We start from the raw sequence: 16,337 nt of genomic DNA on the forward strand, positions 1-16,337 counted from the left end.
GGTAAGCCGGCACTCCCCAGCGCTTCATTTACTTACCGGGCTTTTGGAGCAACCAGAAAAGCCAAGTTGGCGATGGTGCTAGCTTCCAGAGTAATTGCTTTCATATTGAAACTCCTTGTAATTGAAAGTACGTGTCACTCGTAGTGACAACTCAATCATAGGCCGTAACGGGCGATTATCAAGGCAATATGAAGTAAGACTTTTCTGGGAATGCTATCGGAACGATCCTACGAGCGAGAGAACCTTGCAGGGTTGTAACCGCTATATAAATTAGCTCTTTGAATTTTCCTGCAAATCAGCAAGTGCTTACGCAAGTCAATAACAGGAAACAAAAATAATCGATTGGCATGCGCCGATTGTAGGTGCTGCGAAGCAGTCAGATCATGCGATGCGGTGTATCAGCGATACCGCGTGCTCTGACTTTACGACTTATTCGCAGCCGAACGCAGCCATGAAGATCAAAAGATCGCAGTCTTCGCCAGCTGCTACAGGGGGCGAATTCACCTCTTGTAGCCGCTGGCGCAGTCTGCTTTGGGGTTGCGCAGCGAGCCCATTTTTCAGCGGTTAGCTATTCGGCAGCAACCGGCAAGTAATGCTCTTGATGTACCGGGTTTCCGCAATCGCCGGGTGAACCGGGTGATCCGGCCCCTGGCTGCCGCGTTCGAGCATCTGGATGTTGCGGTCCAGGTGACGGGCGCTGGTCAGCAGGATGTTCTGCAAGTCGTCCTCCGGCAGGTGCATCGAGCACGAGGCGCTGACCAGGATGCCGTCCTTGGTGAGCAGGCGCATGGCTTGCTCGTTCAGACGGCGGTAGGCGCCTTCGCCATTTTTCATGTCTTTCTTGCGTTTGATGAACGCCGGCGGATCGGCCACGATGACGTCAAAACGTTCTTCGCTGGCTTTCAGCTCTTTCAGGGCGTCAAACACATCGCCTTCGAGGCAGGTCATTTTCTCGGCGACGCCGTTAAGTGCGGCATTGCGCTCCACGCCGTCGAGGGCAAAGGCGGACGCATCGACGCAGAACACTTCGCTGGCGCCGAATGCAGCGGCTTGCACACCCCAGCCGCCAATGTAGCTGTACAGGTCGAGTACGCGCTTGCCTTTGGCATACGGGGCCAGGCGCGCGCGGTTCATGCGGTGATCGTAGAACCAGCCGGTTTTCTGACCCTGGATGACAGGCGCTTCGAATTTCACGCCGTTCTCTTCCAGCGCGACCCACTCCGGCACCAGGCCGAACACGGTTTCGACGTAGCGGTTGAGGCCTTCGGCATCGCGTGCGGCGGAATCGTTCTTGAACAGAATGCCGCTTGGCTTGAGCACTTGCGTCAGCGCCGCGATCACGTCTTCTTTATGGGCTTCCATGGTCGCCGAGGCGATCTGTACCACCAGGATATCGCCGAAACGGTCGACCACCAGGCCGGGCAGCAGGTCCGAATCGCCGTAGACCAAGCGATAGAACGGCTTGTCGAACAGGCGATCGCGCAGGGACAGCGCGACGTTCAGGCGATGCACCAGCAGCGACTTGTCCAGCGGCAACTTGATGTCGCGCGACAGCAGGCGCGCGCAAATCAGGTTGTTTGGGCTCATGGCGACGATGCCAAGCGTCTTGCCGCCAGCGGCTTCGAGGATCGCCTGATCACCGGCCTTGAAGCCGTGCAAAGGAGTCGCCGCTACATCGATTTCGTTGCTATAGACCCACAAGTGGCCGTTTCGCAGGCGACGGTCGGCGTTGGCTTTGAGGCGCAGGCTAGGCAGGGACATGACGTCGCTCCGGAAAAAAGAGCGGGAGTATAGCGTGTTGGGCCACGCACAGGTTTGCGGGTGGACATGTGGTGAGGGGGGCTTGCCTGTGGCGAGGGGGCTTGCCCCCGTCCGATTGCGCAGCAGTCGCAACCCATCGCAAATGGGATTTCGTAATCTCTGCGCTGGTTTTGGGGCTGCTGCGCAGCCCAACGGGGATGAATCCTCTCGCCACACTGTTTCGGTGTCAGGCCGACAATGCGCTGATCAGCTCTCGATTGAACGCCGGAATATCATCCGGCTGACGGCTGCTGATCAAATTCCCGTCAGTCACCACTTCCTTGTCGACCCAGTTCGCCCCGGCATTCTCCAGATCATCCTTGAGCGTTTTGTAACTGGTCATGGATTTCCCCCGAACCAGTCCGGCGGAGATCAGCAACCAGCCGCCATGGCAAATCACCGCAATGGGTTTACCCGCCGATGTAGCGGTTTTCACCAGGTGCTGAGCATCGAGATCAATACGAATTGTGTCGGAGTTCTGCACGCCGCCCGGCAAAACCAGTGCATCGTATTGCTCGATGCTGGAGCTCTTGAAGGTCTGGTCAACCTCGAAATCGTCGGCCGGTTTGTCGTGATTCCAGCCTTTGACCTGGCCTTCCTCGGCGCTAAGAATATCGACCTTCGCGCCTGCCTCCTCCAGTGCCTGCTTGGGGCCGGTCAGCTCGACCTGTTCGAAGCCATCGGTTACCAGCATTGCGACACGTTTGCCGTTCAGGGATGTGGACATGACTGAGTCTCCTGAGTTGAGTGTGTGTTTTGCCGTCATCGGCATTACTCAGTCCGAAGCCTTGCAAACAATGAAAGTTCCGTCGATGTGCCCGCTGGTGTGTTGGATCCAGATTCAGAAGGGGTAGAATCGGCGCCTGACCCTGAGTGTGTACTTATGCCCCAAGAGCTCACCGCCGAACAGATCCAACAGTCCCTGCAAGGCATCAGCGTGCCTGCTCAGCCGCAGATCATGGTGGATTTGCAGATGGAGCAGTACATGCCTGATCCGGACCTGGAGGTGATTGCCAAACTGATCTCCCAGGACCCCGGCCTTTCGGGTTCTTTACTGAAAATCGTCAATTCGCCGTATTACGGCTTGAGCAACAAGATCACTTCGATTCAGCGTGCAGTGAATCTGCTGGGCAGCCGTTCGATCATCAACCTGATCAATGCACAATCGATCAAGGGCGAGATGAACGACGACACCATCGTCACGCTTAACCGTTTCTGGGACACCGCTCAGGATGTAGCGATGACTTGCCTGACCCTGGCCAAGCGCATTGGCGTGCAGGCGGGCGACGAAGCCTACGCGCTGGGCCTGTTCCACGACTGCGGCGTGCCGTTGATGCTCCAGCGTTTTCCCGACTACATGAAGGTGCTGGAACAGGCGTATGCAAGCGCCAGCAGTGAATGTCGGGTAGTCGACACCGAGAACCGGGTGTTCAATACCAACCATGCAGTGGTCGGTTATTACACGGCCAAATCCTGGCGCCTGCCGGAACATGTGAGCATGGCAATCGCCAACCATCACAATGCGCTGGCGATTTTCAACGATGAATCGTCGCGCAACAGTCAGTTGAAAAATCTGCTGGCGATTCTGAAAATGGCCGAGCACATTTGCGCGTCTTATCGAGTGCTGGGCAATCAGGCCGATGACCATGAATGGAACAGCATTGCGCCAATTGTGCTGGATTACGTCGGGCTGTCAGACTACGACTTCGAAACCCTCAAACAAACCATCCGCGACCTTGGCGCTCATCGCTGAGTCGCGGCCAGTGCCTCATCCGAGCGCCTGATCCGAGAGCCCCATGCCAGAACTGCCGGAAGTCGAAACCACCCGCCGCGGCATCGCACCTCATCTGGAAGGGCAGCGTGTCAGCCGGGTGATCCTGCGCGACCGTCGTCTGCGCTGGCCGATCCCGGAAGACCTGGATGTGCGCTTGTCCGGCCAACGCATTGTGTTGGTGGAGCGACGCGCCAAGTATTTGCTGATCAATGCCGAAGTCGGCACCTTGATCAGCCATCTGGGCATGTCGGGTAACCTGCGTCTGGTCGAGATCGGCATGCCGGCGGCCAAGCACGAGCATGTCGATATCGAACTGGAATCGGGGCTGGCGCTGCGTTACACAGACCCGCGCCGTTTCGGCGCGATGCTCTGGAGCGCCGATCCGCACAACCATGAGTTGCTGCTGCGTCTTGGGCCGGAGCCGTTGACCGACCTGTTCGACGGCGATCGCCTGTTCCAGCAGTCCCGCGGACGCTCAATGGCGGTCAAGCCGTTCATCATGGACAACGCGATAGTGGTCGGCGTCGGCAATATTTATGCGACCGAAGCGCTGTTCGCTGCCGGGATTGACCCGCGTCGCGAGGCCGGGGGCATTTCCCGGGCGCGCTATCTGAAACTGGCGATAGAGATCAAACGTATCCTCGCGGCCGCGATTGAACGTGGCGGCACGACGTTGCGCGACTTCATCGGTGGCGACGGTCAGCCGGGTTACTTTCAGCAGGAATTGTTTGTGTATGGTCGCGGCGGCAAGCCGTGCAAGGTCTGCGCAACCGAGCTACGCGAAGTCAAACTCGGCCAGCGCGCCAGCGTGTTTTGCCCGCGCTGTCAGAGATGACAGGGCAATAGGTCTATAGTCTGTGTTTTCACTGTCCAGTCGAAGGATCGCGTCATGAAACTGTTTCGAACCCTCGCCGTTGTTTTGCTGATCAGCACCGCTACTTCAGCGCTGGCGTCCAATGTCGGAAGTGGCGATCCGCGCTACACCATCCAGAACCCGCCGGCTTACGCCATGATCGGCGATTTGCTGATCGCCCGGCCTTTGTTGATCGTGGCCACGGTGATCGGTGCCGGTCTGTTCGTGGTGGCTTTGCCGTTTACCGCGTTTGATGGCGGCATTGGCGATGCTGGCAAGGCGCTTGTGGTCGATCCAGGGAAAGCCGCGTTTGTGCGGTGCCTGGGGTGTATCGGCGAGGGGTTCGAGCAGCGGGAGTGAGGTCAGTCGGATCTTCGGTGTGGTTAATGTCCTCATCGCTAGCAGGCTAGCTCCCACAGGGACCTGGGTGACCACAACACTGTGATCCAATCCGCGACTTGTGGGAGGCTAGCCTGCAGGCGATGACGGCGGCATTGGACTTTCAATGCTGACTGACCTATCGCAATCTTGCTGTAGGGCGATCCGACGATGAGGGCGGTACAAGCTCTACAGAATGCCTGACTCAAACCTTCCCGGTAATCACCCGATACTTCGCCATCAATTGCTCTTCGGTTTCCGGATGTGCTTCGTCCAGCGGAATGCAATCTACCGGGCACACTTGCTGGCATTGCGGTTCGTCGTAGTGACCCACGCACTGCGTGCACAAGTTCGGGTCGATCACGTAGATCTCTTCGCCTTGGGAAATGGCAGCGTTCGGGCACTCAGGTTCGCAGACGTCGCAATTGATGCAATCGTCAGTGATGATCAGGGACATGCTAACTCCAGCCGGGGCGCGGAGCCCGGGCGCAATAAACCAATGCGCGCAATTGTGCCGCATTGGCGCCCGCAGTGCACGCGGGCGCCGCTCGAGCGGTTGTTACTTCTTGAAGCGTTCCGTCAGAGCGTCTGCCACGGCGGGGTGGACAAACTTGGTGATATCGCCGCCCAGGGCGGCAATTTCACGGACCAGCGTCGACGAAATGAACGAATAACGCTCCGACGGTGTGAGAAACAGACTTTCCACATCCGGCGCCAGCTGACGATTCATGTTGGCAAGCTGAAACTCGTACTCGAAGTCCGACACCGCACGCAGGCCACGCAAGAACACATTGGCGTTCTTCTCTTTGGCGAAATGCGCCAGCAACGTCGAAAAACCGACCACTTCTACGTTCGGTAAATGTTTGGTGACCTCGCGGGCAAGCTCTACTCGCTGTTCCAGGGGAAACAACGGGTTTTTCTTCGGGCTGGCAGCGACAGCAATGATCACGTGATCGAACAGGCGCGCGGCGCGTTCGACCAAGTCGCCATGGCCCTTGGTAATAGGGTCGAAGGTACCTGGGTACAACACTCGGTTCATCGCGTCGTCCTGGCGGGAGTCCGTTGGGGAGTCGGATGGTATCGCAGCATTCCCGGTCGGCCAAGTCGCCTGTTGATTAAGTAGGCACTATAGACGACAGGCATATTGTCTCGTTTCAGCGGTTTTTCAAACGTTCGGCCAGGGAAGTTGCCAGTTGCGCGGTCAGCCCATAGACGGACAGTTGCGGGTTCGCGCCAATGCTGGTGGGGAATAGCGAGCCGTCGTGGATCGACAGATTGGCAATCTGATGATGGCGGCCGAGGCTGTCGGTCACTGCGTTTTTCGGATCTTCGCCCATGGCACAGCCGCCCATCACATGCGCACTGCCCAGGCGCGTGCGGTAGAGCTGCAGGCTCAAACCGTCGATCAGCGTTCGCGCCTCCCCAAGGGTTTTCACATAACGCGCATCTGCATGCATCGGCATCACCGCTTTGGCGCCACCGGCAAACTGGATCTCGGCCATGCTGTGAAACGCCCGGCGCAGTCCGTCCCAGGTGTAGGGCGAAACTGTGTAGTCAAGGACCGGCGTGCCATCGCCGCGCAACTCAACGCTGCCGCCCGGGCTGTCCGGATGGAAGCCATCGCGCAACAGGGCGAGCATGGCGTGGGTATTAGGCAGGTTGTGCATGTGGCGCGCGCTTTCGTCGCCAAAGCCACCCAGCAGAGTGCTCGCCAATGCCGGGTGCAGCGGCGGCACTTCCAGTTTGTAGGACATCTTGCCAGTGGTGCCGTCCTGCCACTGAAAATGGTCGGAATAGATTGATTGCGGCGCGCCGTAAAAGGGGTTGATCACCTCGTCGAACAGCGCGGCAGACATGTTGACCAGATGCAGGAACGTGCGCTTGCCCAGCCGCTGGTGCGGATCGGGCGCGTCGGAGCGCAGGAGCAGGGCGGGGCTGTTGATGCCGCCGCCAGCCAATACGTAATGCCGCGCCTTGACCGTGATGGTCTTGCCGGTGGGTTCGACGCAGCGTTGGTCCATGGCGACACAGCGCAACTCGCTGATGGTATCGCCGCTGAACAGGAGTTTTTCAGCGCGGGTCAGATACAGCAGCTCACCACCGTTTTCCAGGGTCGCCGGTATAGTCGTGACCAGCATCGATTGCTTGGCATTGGTCGGACAACCCATGCCGCAGTAACCGATATTCCAGCAACCGCGCACGTTGCGCGGGATGACGTGCCAGCTGTAACCGAGTTGCTCGCAGCCCCTGCGGATCACGTCGTTGTTGGCATTGGGCGGAACTTGCCACGGCGCGACACCGAGGCGCTGTTCCATGTGCTCGAACCAGGGGGCCATGTCGGCGGGAGAGTGGCCTTTTACATCATGCTCACTGGCCCAGTGTGCCAGCGTCGGGTCAGGCGTGCGAAAGCTTGATGTCCAGTTGATCAGTGTGGTGCCGCCGACGGCCCGCCCTTGCAGAATAGTGATCGCGCCGTCCTTGCTCATACGGCCGATGCCTTCCTGATAGAGGCTGGTGTAGGCCTGATCTTCGAGCATCTTGAAATCGCTGCTGGTTTTCAGCGGGCCTTCTTCGATCAGCAGCACCGTGTAGCCGGCGGCGCTGAGGATTTCCGCTGTCGTGCCCCCGCCCGCGCCGCTGCCGATGATCGCCACGTCGGCTTCCAGGGTCAGATTCTCCGTCAGGCGGGAGCCGTCGCGGGTTTTCCAGCCACGGGCCATGCCTTCGCGGAACGGATCGGGTACGGGCATGTTCTTGATCTCATAATGTTCTGAAGTTGAAGGTAAGGCGGCTGACGCCTTCACGGGCCAGCCACGCTCCCACAAGAACGACGCGAACCCCTGCGGGAGCCGGCTTGGTCGCGAAGGGCGCGACTCGATCTCAAACGGTCGGCGGTCCCGGATACCCGCAATGCGCCCACGACTCCTTGCGGGCATACCATGCCATCATCACCATTTGCAGCAACGAGCTATGCCCCATGCGCAGCAGACTTAACGAGCTGTTTTCCCAGCGCTGCAGAAAGTGCCGTATCTGATCGGCACTGGCGTTTTCCCAGCTGCCCCAGATCCCGGTCAGCGGTCCGCGCGTGACAGCCATCCCCAGCACATCGAACAATTGCCGGGTCAGCTTGAGCATTTCCGGCGACAGGTGGTCGAGCCCGCTGTCCAGGTTCTTGAGGGTGCCGTCGACGGCCGCTGTCATGTTTGCTATGGCCACGGCACCGTCGAGCATCACCGGGATCACTGCCCTTAAAAACAGCAGATCCCCCGTGCGTAATGTCGCAAAACCGTTGGCGGGGCTGCTTGAAGAACAGCCGCTCAGGCCCGCGCCCACTCCGGCAGTGGCCAGGAACGCGCTCGCGCCAATTCCGAATTTGAGCAAGCCGCGCCGTGACAGCGTGGGTGATTCAGACAGGTCTGGGCTCATTATTGTTATTACCCGCGTGCGACGGTTGTTAACGGATAAACAGCTTCTGAATCAGTTTCTGAATGGACTTGCCATACGGCGGGTAGATCAATCGCGCCGCATTGAAGCGCTGTTTGATCAGCACACCCTTGGCCTTGCTGAACGTCATAAATCCTTCGCGCCCGTGGTAATGGCCCATTCCCGAGGCGCCGATACCGCCAAACGGCATATCGTCCTGAGCGACATGCGACAAGGTGTCGTTGAGGCACACGCCGCCGGAATGGGTTTCATGCAACACGCGGTTTTGTTCGCGCTTGTCGTAGCCAAAGTAGTACAGCGCCAGCGGCCGAGGTCGTTGATTGATGTAGGCGAACGCCTCGTCCAGATCCTTGTAGGGAACAATCGGCAGCAACGGCCCGAAGATTTCGTCCTGCATCACCATCATGTCTTCAGTGACATTGAGCAGCAGGCTGTGACTCATGCGACGACCCTGACCCTGGTCGAACAACGGAATCAATAGCGCGCCTTTGCTGGTGGCATCGCTCACATATCCGTTCAGTCGAGCGAGTTGTCGGTCATTGATGATCGCGGTGTAGTCCGGGTTGTCTGCAAGTGTCGGATAAAACCCGCGGACAGCCTGACGATACGCTTCGACAAAGGCGCCGACACGTTCATGCGGCACCAGGACATAGTCGGGCGCCACACAGGTTTGTCCGGCATTGAGGGTTTTGCCGAATGCGATGCGCTCGGCCGCGTCTTTGAGCGGTACGTCGCGGGAAACGATGGCTGGCGACTTGCCTCCCAGTTCAAGCGTCACCGGCGTCAGGTTCTCCGCAGCGGCGCGCATCACGTGTTTGCCGATGCTGGTGGCGCCGGTGAACAGCAAGTGATCGAAGCGCAGCCTGGAAAATGCCACGCCCATGTCAGCCTCGCCAAGCACCACGCAGACCAGGTCTTGCGGGAAAATCCGGCCGAGCAGCTCCTTGAGGAGCAAACCGGTGGCCGGTGTCGACTCACTGAGTTTGAGCATCACCCGATTGCCCGCCGAGAGCGCGCCCACCAACGGGCCGATGGCCAGATACAGCGGATAATTCCACGGCACGATCACCCCGACCACGCCCAGCGGTTGATAAACCACCTTGGCCGCCGCCGGCTGGAAAGCCAGCCCGACCTTGCGCGGCGAGGCTTTCATCCAGCCTTTCAAGTGCTGACTGGCGTAATGAATGCCGTGCAGGCTGGGCATCAGTTCGGCGAGGAGGGTTTCGTCAGCGCTGCGATGACTGAAATCCTGGCTGATCGCGTCGATCAGGCGCTGACGCTCATTGCTCAATAGGTCGCGCAAGGCTTTCAGCCATTGCAGGCGCTGCGCGGCGGGCGGCATCGGGTTGGCAGCATAGGCCGCGCGCTGGGCGTTGAATTGTTGTTGAAGGTCGTCCAGTGGCTGCTGCAAACTTTGCAGGTAGGCAATTTCAGCAGGCATCGTCAGCTCCGGATTTATTGTAATGATGAGCTTTTTAGAGTCAATGCTCTAGGAAGTCAAATACCCTGTTCGCATCCTGTGGTTTTATCCGTTCGTCGATAAGCCGTAAGATGCCCGTTATCGCACTCTGAATTAAAGCTCAAGCCATGGCCCCTCGGATCAAAACCAGCGAGCGCATCGTGCAGAACAGCCTCGAGCTGTTCAATCAGCAGGGCGAGCGCAGTATCAGCACCAATCACATTGCCGCCCACATGGAGATCTCTCCGGGCAATCTGTATTACCACTTCCCTAACAAGCAGGCGATTATCGCCGTGCTGTTCAGTGAGTATGAGAGCCTCGTCGACAGTTTTTTGCGTCCGCCCCAGGGGCGCGCGGCAACGGTCGATGACAAGCGTTTTTATCTGCAGGAATTGTTGGCGGCCATGTGGCGCTATCGTTTTCTGCATCGCGACCTCGAACACCTGCTGGACAGTGACCCCGATCTCGCGGCGCGTTATCGGCGCTTCTCACAGCGCTGTCTCATCCATGGCACCCACATTTACGCAGGCTTCGTCGACGCCGGCATTCTGCGCATGGACAAGGTCCAGATCGAATCGCTGACCCTGAATGCGTGGATTATTCTGACGTCCTGGGTACGTTTTCTATGCACAACGCGGGAAAATTCCAGCCATTTGAGCGAACAGGCGATTAAACGCGGCGTGTATCAAGTGCTGGTGCTGGAGGCCGGATTTGTCACTGATCAGTCGCGCGCCGCGGTCAACGCATTGTTCGAAGAGTTTTACGTGCCGCTGGCCCAGGCGCTCGAGGAAGTGCAGTAGGATCCAGCATCATCGCCATCACAGGAGCCCGTTATGCCCATTGCGCAACTGATCAGCCCACAAGCACTTGACCAGAAAAAAGAGCAGCCAGGGCGGGTGATTCTGGACTGTCGTTTTGCCCTTGAAGACCCGGTCTACGGTCAGCGCAGTTATGCCGAAGGTCACATCGCCGGGTCCAGCTTCGCCGATCTTGAACGTGATTTGAGCGGTGAAGTGGTCAAAGGAGTTACCGGGCGGCACCCGTTGCCGCAAGCGCAGGACCTGATCGAGCGACTGCAAGCCTGGGGTGTGAATGCCGACAGCGAAGTGATTCTATACGACGACGGACCAGGTGCTTACGCGGCACGGGCCTGGTGGCTGCTGGCGTGGCTGGGCAAGCGCGACGGCGTGTTCATTCTCGATGGCGGTATCAAGGCCTGGCATGCCGCCGGATTGCCACTGAGCCTTGATGCGCCGTCGATCATCCGCGGCACCTTCACCGGCACGCCTGATGATTCGTTGGTGCTCGATGCCGAGCAGCTGCAACAGCGACTTGGCCAGCCAGCGCTGACCTTGCTCGACGCCCGGACCTTGCCGCGCTTTAAAGGCGAGGTGGAGCCAATCGACCCGGTGGCTGGGCACATTCCCGGTGCGCAGTGTGCCGCGTTTACCGACAACCTTGGCAGTGACGGTCGATTTTTGCCCGCCGATCAGCTCAAGCAGCGCTTCGCTGAAAAGCTCGCTGATCGTTCACCGGAGCACCTGGTGGCGTATTGCGGCTCCGGGGTCACCGCTTGCCATAACCTCTTTGCTTTGTGCCTGGCGGGTTATCCGCTCGGTGCTTTGTACGCCGGGTCGTGGAGCGAGTGGATCAACGAGCCGGCGCGGGGCATCGCGGTTGGCGAATAGTCGCTATACCCTGTGGGAGCAGGCTTGCTCGCGAAAACGGTCCGTCAATGGCACAGGTGTCTTCTGGCCTGACTCATCGCGAGCAAGCTTTCATAGCGGTGTTCATTGTTCAAGGCTGGCCAGCCACTGTGGAATACGTCGTTCCAGGTAGTAATCCGGGCGTCGCAGCGTGCCATCGACAAATCCGACATGGCCACCCTTAGGCTGCAACTCGAATTGCGTGGTGGTAGACAGCTCTTCAGCGATCGGCAGGCTGTGGGGGAAGACGAAAGGGTCGTCCGCTGCCTGAATGATCAATGTCGGCGTACGAATCTCACCCAGAAAGTAGCGGCTTGAGGCGCGGCGGTAGTAGTCGTGCGCATCGGTAAATCCATGCAGCGGCGCGGTAACCCGGCCATCGAAATCCCAGAAGGTGCGCAGGTTCTCCAGTGAGCCAAGTGCGGCCAGCTCCGCCAGGCCGTCCTCGCGTCCATCGTGCTGAAACTGGCGTTGCTTGTTTTTGATGTAGCCGACCATCTCACGCATGAAGTGCGCCTGATAGACCCTGGAAAAACCTTGGCCGATGCGATCGGCGCATTGGTCCAGCCGAAAAGGTACCGACACCGCAACTGCCCCCGTGATGCCGCTTTGTCGACCTGTCTCGCCCAGATGCTTGAGCAAAATATTGCCGCCCAGCGAGTAGCCGACTGCGTACAGCGGTGCGAGCGGCCGCTTCGCCCGCACGTGTGCGATGACCTCGGCGAGGTCCTCGCTGGCGCCGGAGTGATAGCTGCGCGACAGCAGATTCGGCTCGCCGGAACAGCCACGCCAGTTCAGCGCGACACTGGCCCAGCCTTGAGCCCCCAGCACTTTTTGCAGGCCGGCTACGTAAGGCGAATTGGACGATCCGGTAAGGCCGTGCAACACCAGCACCAATGGCGCATCGACGCTATGCGGGCCGTGCCAGTCGAGGTCGAGGAAGTCGCCGTCTTCAAGCCACAGGCGTTCACGTTCGCGGTCTATGTGTGTGGTTTTACGCCAGAGCGGTCCCCACAAGGTCTGCAAGTGCGGGTTGCCGAGGCCGAAGGCGGGGGTGAAGCGTTCTGCGGGATGGGACACGAGGGTTCTCGATGCAGCGGTGCATCATCGCTGACGCACCTTGTTCGGGTCGGTCGATTAACCGACGATCTCTACTGTACGTTGCCATAAAGAATAGTAGACCCGCCCGGATTTTTGCTCGCGATGCAGGCGCCAGTTGGCCGGCAGGCCGAGGGTCGAGGGCGCGGTTTCACTTTCGGTGTACACCCACGCCTCGTCTGCCAGCCACTGACGCTCTTCCAGCAGCGTGCAAACGATCGGCAACAGGTTCTGATTGAAAGGTGGGTCGAGGAACACCAGATCGTAGGCGACTGCGGCCTGGGTTTCCAGATAACGCAACGCATCGGCGGTCTGCACCTGCCCGGTTGTGCAGCGCAACGTGCCCAAATGCTCCTTGAGGCTCGACACCGCAATGTTGCTCGCGTCCAGCGCCTGCCCCATGGCCGCGCCGCGCGACAAGGCTTCGAGAAACAGCGCGCCGCTGCCGGCGAACGGATCGAGCACCCTGGCCCCGGTAACATAGGGCGCAAGCCAGTTGAACAGGGTCTCACGTACCCGGTCCGGGGTCGGTCGCAAGCCCGGTGCGTCGGGAAAGCTCAGCTTGCGGCTGCGCCATTCGCCGCCAATGATGCGCAGTTGATTTACACCGTTGTGCACGTTGTGGACAGGCTTTTTAGGACGAGAGGTGGCCATTAATGCTCCGGAACCCCGAGCGGTTGCTCGGCAGGTTTATCAGATGGGGCCGGTAACGGCTTTTGCGGTACGGTCGGGCCAACGCTGACGACTACCATTTTGTCCGTGCTCAAATGTTTGTTCAGCGCTGTTCTGACCTGTTCGACGCTCAGGCGCTGGGACTCTTGCATGAAGTCTTCAAGATAGCTCAGCGGCAGGTCGTAGAAGCCCATGGCGCCGAGCTGCCCGACGATATCGGCGTTGCTGGCCGTGGACAGCGGGAAGCTGCCGGCCAGTTCACGCTTGGCGTCTTCGAGTTCTTTTTCGGTGGGACCGGTCTTCAGGTAATCGGCGAGCACATCCTGCACCAGCTTCAGCGTACCTTCGCTCATTTCCGCGCGGGTTTGCAGGTTGATCAGGAACGGACCGCGCGCCTGCATCGGGGTGAAGCCCGAATACACGCCGTAAGCCAGGCCACGCTTCTCGCGTACTTCGCTCATCAAGCGCGTCCCGAAACCACCACCACCGAGAATCTGATTGCCCATGGACAGTGCCGCGTAATCCGGATCATCGCGATCGATCCCCAGTTGCGCGAGCATCAGGTTGGTCTGCTTCGACGGGAATTCGATGTGACCGATGCTGGCCGCTGGCTCGGTCGGTTGCGCCAGTTTCGGCAATGCTGGCCCCTTGGGCAATGCAGAGGAAACCTGAGCGGCGATCGCCTCGGCTTCGCTGCGCGACAAATCGCCCACCAAGGCGATCACCACGTTGCCGGCGGCGTAGGCTTTCGCATGGAAGGCCTGCAGCTGCGCCAGTGTAATCGGTGGAATGCTTTTCGCCGTGCCGTCGCTGGTATGGGCGTAAGGGTGATCGCCGTACAAGCGGTTCATCAGCTCAATGCTGGCCAGCTTGCCGGGGTTCTGTTTCTGGTACTCGAAGCCCGCGAGCATCTGATTCTTGATACGCGCGAAGGAGTCGGCGGGGAAGGTCGGTTTGCCAATTACTTCCGAGAACAGTTTCAGTGCGGGTTCGCGTTTGTCCGTTGCGCTCAGGCTTCGCAACGAGGCCAGCGCCATGTCTTTGAACGCGCCATTGCCAAAGTCCGCGCCGAGACCTTCGAAGCCCTGAGCGATGGCACCGACGTCTTTGCCGGCGACACCTTCATTGAGCATGGCGTTGGTCAATACGGCGAGGCCGGGGGCATCGCCGTCCTGGCTGCTGCCGGCGGAAAAAATCAGGCGCATGTCGAACATTGGCAGTTCGCGGGCTTCGACGAACATCACCTTGGCGCCTTCGGCGGTGTTCCAGGTCTGCACGTCCAGCGACCGATGGCTAGGCGCCTTTCCATTGAGTTCGGCGAGCGATTGCAGTTTCTGGCTGGCCTTGGCCTTATCCAGCGCTTCGCTGGCATTCGACTCGTCGGTCTTCGAGAAATAGAAAACGGCAGAGCCGATCAGTGCGACGACAACGAGGCCGATCAGCGCCAGGCGCGGTGTTTTACGCTCACTCATGAGTCGTCTCCTGTGGCAGTACATGGGCGACGCTGAGACGTTCGCGGGTGAAATACAGCTTGGCGGCTTTCTGGATGTCTTGCGGGGTCACGCTTTCCAGGTCGGCGAGCTCGCTGTCCATCAGTTTCCATGACAGGCCGACGGTTTCCAGTTGGCCGATAGCGGTAGCCTGGCTGGTGATCGAGTCGCGCTCGTAGACCAGGCCGGCGATGACTTGCGCACGCACGCGCTCCAGTTCTTCAGCGGACGGCGCGGTGTTTTTCAGCTGATCGAGCAGCTTCCACAGACCGGCGTCGGTCTGCGCCATGGTGACGTTTTTCTGAGTGTTCGGCGTCGCCGACAGGGTGAACAGGCTGTCCCCGCGGGTGTAGGCGTCGTAACTCGACGAGCCGCCCGAGACCAGCTCTTCGCCACGCTCAAGTTGGGTCGGAATACGTCCGCTGTAGCCGCCGTCAAGCAGCGCGGAGATCAGGCGCAAGGCGTTTACCGAGCGCTTGTCTTCAGAGGTGGCGATGCTTGGCACGTTGAAGCCCAGCATAAGGCTCGGCAGTTGAGTCTGTACGTGCAGAGTGATCTTTCGTTCGCCGGGTTCGGCCAGCTCCAGCGGGATTTTCGCCGCCGGGATGTCACGCTTGGCTATCGGGCCGAAATAGCGCTGGGCCAGGGTTTTGACTTCGTCCGGGGTGACGTCGCCGACCACCACCAGCGTGGCGTTGTTCGGTGCGTACCAGGATTGATACCAGTGCCGCAGCTCTTCGACTTTCATGCGGTCCAGGTCTGCCATCCAGCCGATGGTCGGCGTGTGGTAGCCGCTGGCCGGATACGCCAGGGCCTTGAAGCGTTCGTAGGCCTTGGACATCGGCTTGTCATCGGTGCGCAGGCGACGCTCTTCCTTGATGACTTCGATCTCGCGGGCGAATTCGTCCGGCGGCAAGCGCAGGCTTGCCATGCGATCGGCTTCCAGTTCGAATGCTACACCCAGACGATCGCGGGCCAGCACCTGATAGTAAGCGGTGAAATCGTCGCTGGTGAAGGCGTTTTCTTCAGCGCCGAGGTCGCGCAGGATCAGTGACGCTTCACCCGGTCCGACTTTCTCGCTGCCTTTGAACATCATGTGTTCGAGTGCGTGGGACAGGCCGGTCTGCCCCGGCGTCTCGTAACTGGAGCCGACCTTGTACCAGACCTGAGAAACGACCACTGGCGCACGATGGTCTTCGCGAACGACGACCTTCAGGCCATTGTCGAGGGTGAATTCGTGGGTAGGTTGCGGGTCGGCAGCGAAGACTGAAAATGGCAGACAAACTGTGCTGAGCAGCAGGCCTGCAGCGCGGCGGACAAAAGCATTCATTCGTTTTTAAACCTTTGGGACTGCCCGCTAGGTCTTAGCGTCGGCGGGCGAGAGGGTGCTAGGATACTGACCCGTTAGAGCGGCGGCCACGCCTATCAAGCCTAATTGCTTGATCAGGTTGTATGGGTTTGTGACGGTAAGCAGGCTTTTATTAGCTTGATTCAGTGTTTTCGCCGATTTTAATGCTTCAGTCCTGCGTTATACCGTTCCTTGAAGTGCCATGATCGCCTCAACAAATTGTTGCGCGTGAACAAGCTGGGGAAATCGCAGTCTGTTGCGCATCGAATATTTAATTGCCGAGGCGCCCATGGCGCGTCGCCACCGTGAGATAGC

The 16,337-nt window shown here is 59.3% G+C and carries 16 protein-coding genes; 5 read left to right on the forward strand and 11 right to left on the reverse strand.

Annotated features, from left to right (window positions below; all coding sequences use genetic code 11):
• Positions 1-564: 564 nt before the first annotated feature.
• Together F8N12_RS16425 and F8N12_RS16430 are read right to left on the reverse strand one after the other, a co-directional pair.
• Positions 565-1,761, reverse strand: a complete 1,197-nt coding sequence (locus F8N12_RS16425) for a class I SAM-dependent rRNA methyltransferase (RefSeq protein ID WP_150581381.1) — start codon at positions 1,759-1,761, stop codon at positions 565-567.
• Between the two features lie 226 nt (positions 1,762-1,987).
• On the reverse strand, positions 1,988-2,527 hold the full coding sequence (locus F8N12_RS16430) for a type 1 glutamine amidotransferase domain-containing protein (protein ID WP_150581382.1): 540 nt from the start codon (positions 2,525-2,527) through the stop codon (positions 1,988-1,990).
• Between the two features lie 210 nt (positions 2,528-2,737).
• Between F8N12_RS16430 and F8N12_RS16435 the strand changes: the two genes are divergently transcribed.
• Genes F8N12_RS16435 through F8N12_RS16445 form a run of 3 tightly spaced genes read left to right on the forward strand, consistent with a single transcriptional unit; the run spans position 2,738 to position 4,787 of the window.
• On the forward strand, positions 2,738-3,553 hold the full coding sequence (locus F8N12_RS16435; RefSeq protein WP_191623176.1) for an HDOD domain-containing protein: 816 nt from the start codon (positions 2,738-2,740) through the stop codon (positions 3,551-3,553).
• Between the two features lie 43 nt (positions 3,554-3,596).
• Positions 3,597-4,409 carry a bifunctional DNA-formamidopyrimidine glycosylase/DNA-(apurinic or apyrimidinic site) lyase gene (gene mutM, locus F8N12_RS16440; RefSeq protein WP_150581384.1) on the forward strand — a complete coding sequence of 271 codons (813 nt, stop codon included), beginning with the start codon at positions 3,597-3,599 and terminating at the stop codon, positions 4,407-4,409.
• A 54-nt stretch (positions 4,410-4,463) separates the two neighbouring features.
• Positions 4,464-4,787, forward strand: coding sequence for a multidrug transporter (locus F8N12_RS16445; RefSeq protein WP_150581385.1), 324 nt, complete (start codon positions 4,464-4,466; stop codon positions 4,785-4,787).
• Positions 4,788-5,010: 223 nt separating this feature from the next.
• On the opposite strand, the gene F8N12_RS16450 is transcribed toward F8N12_RS16445, so the two are convergent.
• The 5 genes from F8N12_RS16450 to F8N12_RS16470 form a co-directional block, all read right to left on the reverse strand.
• Entirely contained in the window at positions 5,011-5,262 is a 252-nt protein-coding gene (locus tag F8N12_RS16450) for a YfhL family 4Fe-4S dicluster ferredoxin (RefSeq protein ID WP_028621174.1), read from the reverse strand.
• Between the two features lie 102 nt (positions 5,263-5,364).
• Entirely contained in the window at positions 5,365-5,844 is a 480-nt protein-coding gene (gene coaD / locus F8N12_RS16455) for a pantetheine-phosphate adenylyltransferase (RefSeq protein ID WP_007945531.1), read from the reverse strand.
• Positions 5,845-5,959: 115 nt separating this feature from the next.
• Positions 5,960-7,555, reverse strand: coding sequence for a GMC family oxidoreductase (locus F8N12_RS16460; RefSeq protein WP_150581386.1), 1,596 nt, complete (start codon positions 7,553-7,555; stop codon positions 5,960-5,962).
• Positions 7,556-7,685: 130 nt separating this feature from the next.
• Positions 7,686-8,231 (reverse strand): twin-arginine translocation pathway signal protein, encoded by a 546-nt coding sequence (locus F8N12_RS16465; protein WP_150581387.1) that lies wholly within the window; start codon positions 8,229-8,231, stop codon positions 7,686-7,688.
• Positions 8,232-8,259: 28 nt separating this feature from the next.
• Positions 8,260-9,690, reverse strand: a complete 1,431-nt coding sequence (locus F8N12_RS16470; protein WP_150581388.1) for a coniferyl aldehyde dehydrogenase — start codon at positions 9,688-9,690, stop codon at positions 8,260-8,262.
• A 146-nt stretch (positions 9,691-9,836) separates the two neighbouring features.
• Between F8N12_RS16470 and F8N12_RS16475 the strand changes: the two genes are divergently transcribed.
• Together F8N12_RS16475 and F8N12_RS16480 are read left to right on the forward strand one after the other, a co-directional pair.
• Positions 9,837-10,508 (forward strand): TetR/AcrR family transcriptional regulator, encoded by a 672-nt coding sequence (locus tag F8N12_RS16475; RefSeq protein ID WP_150581389.1) that lies wholly within the window; start codon positions 9,837-9,839, stop codon positions 10,506-10,508.
• A gap of 33 nt (positions 10,509-10,541) precedes the next feature.
• Entirely contained in the window at positions 10,542-11,396 is an 855-nt protein-coding gene (locus F8N12_RS16480) for a sulfurtransferase (protein WP_150581390.1), read from the forward strand.
• Positions 11,397-11,498: 102 nt separating this feature from the next.
• Here the strand turns inward: F8N12_RS16480 and F8N12_RS16485 are convergent, their stop codons facing one another.
• Genes F8N12_RS16485 through F8N12_RS16500 form a run of 4 tightly spaced genes read right to left on the reverse strand, consistent with a single transcriptional unit; the run spans position 11,499 to position 16,004 of the window.
• On the reverse strand, positions 11,499-12,494 hold the full coding sequence (locus F8N12_RS16485; protein ID WP_150581391.1) for a hydrolase: 996 nt from the start codon (positions 12,492-12,494) through the stop codon (positions 11,499-11,501).
• Positions 12,495-12,551: 57 nt separating this feature from the next.
• On the reverse strand, positions 12,552-13,166 hold the full coding sequence (gene rsmD / locus F8N12_RS16490; RefSeq protein ID WP_150581392.1) for a 16S rRNA (guanine(966)-N(2))-methyltransferase RsmD: 615 nt from the start codon (positions 13,164-13,166) through the stop codon (positions 12,552-12,554).
• Positions 13,166-14,656, reverse strand: coding sequence for a M16 family metallopeptidase (locus F8N12_RS16495; protein WP_150581393.1), 1,491 nt, complete (start codon positions 14,654-14,656; stop codon positions 13,166-13,168). Before F8N12_RS16495 ends, rsmD begins: the two co-directional genes overlap by 1 nt.
• The gene (locus F8N12_RS16500; RefSeq protein WP_150581394.1) at positions 14,649-16,004 is read right to left on the reverse strand and encodes a M16 family metallopeptidase; all 1,356 of its coding nucleotides are present in this window, start codon (positions 16,002-16,004) and stop codon (positions 14,649-14,651) included. Before F8N12_RS16500 ends, F8N12_RS16495 begins: the two co-directional genes overlap by 8 nt.
• Positions 16,005-16,337 lie beyond the last annotated feature (333 nt).

Origin of the sequence: Pseudomonas fluorescens (genome assembly GCF_902497625.1) — a bacterium.
In the GTDB taxonomy this organism is placed as follows: Bacteria; Pseudomonadota; Gammaproteobacteria; order Pseudomonadales; family Pseudomonadaceae; genus Aquipseudomonas; species Aquipseudomonas fluorescens_BQ.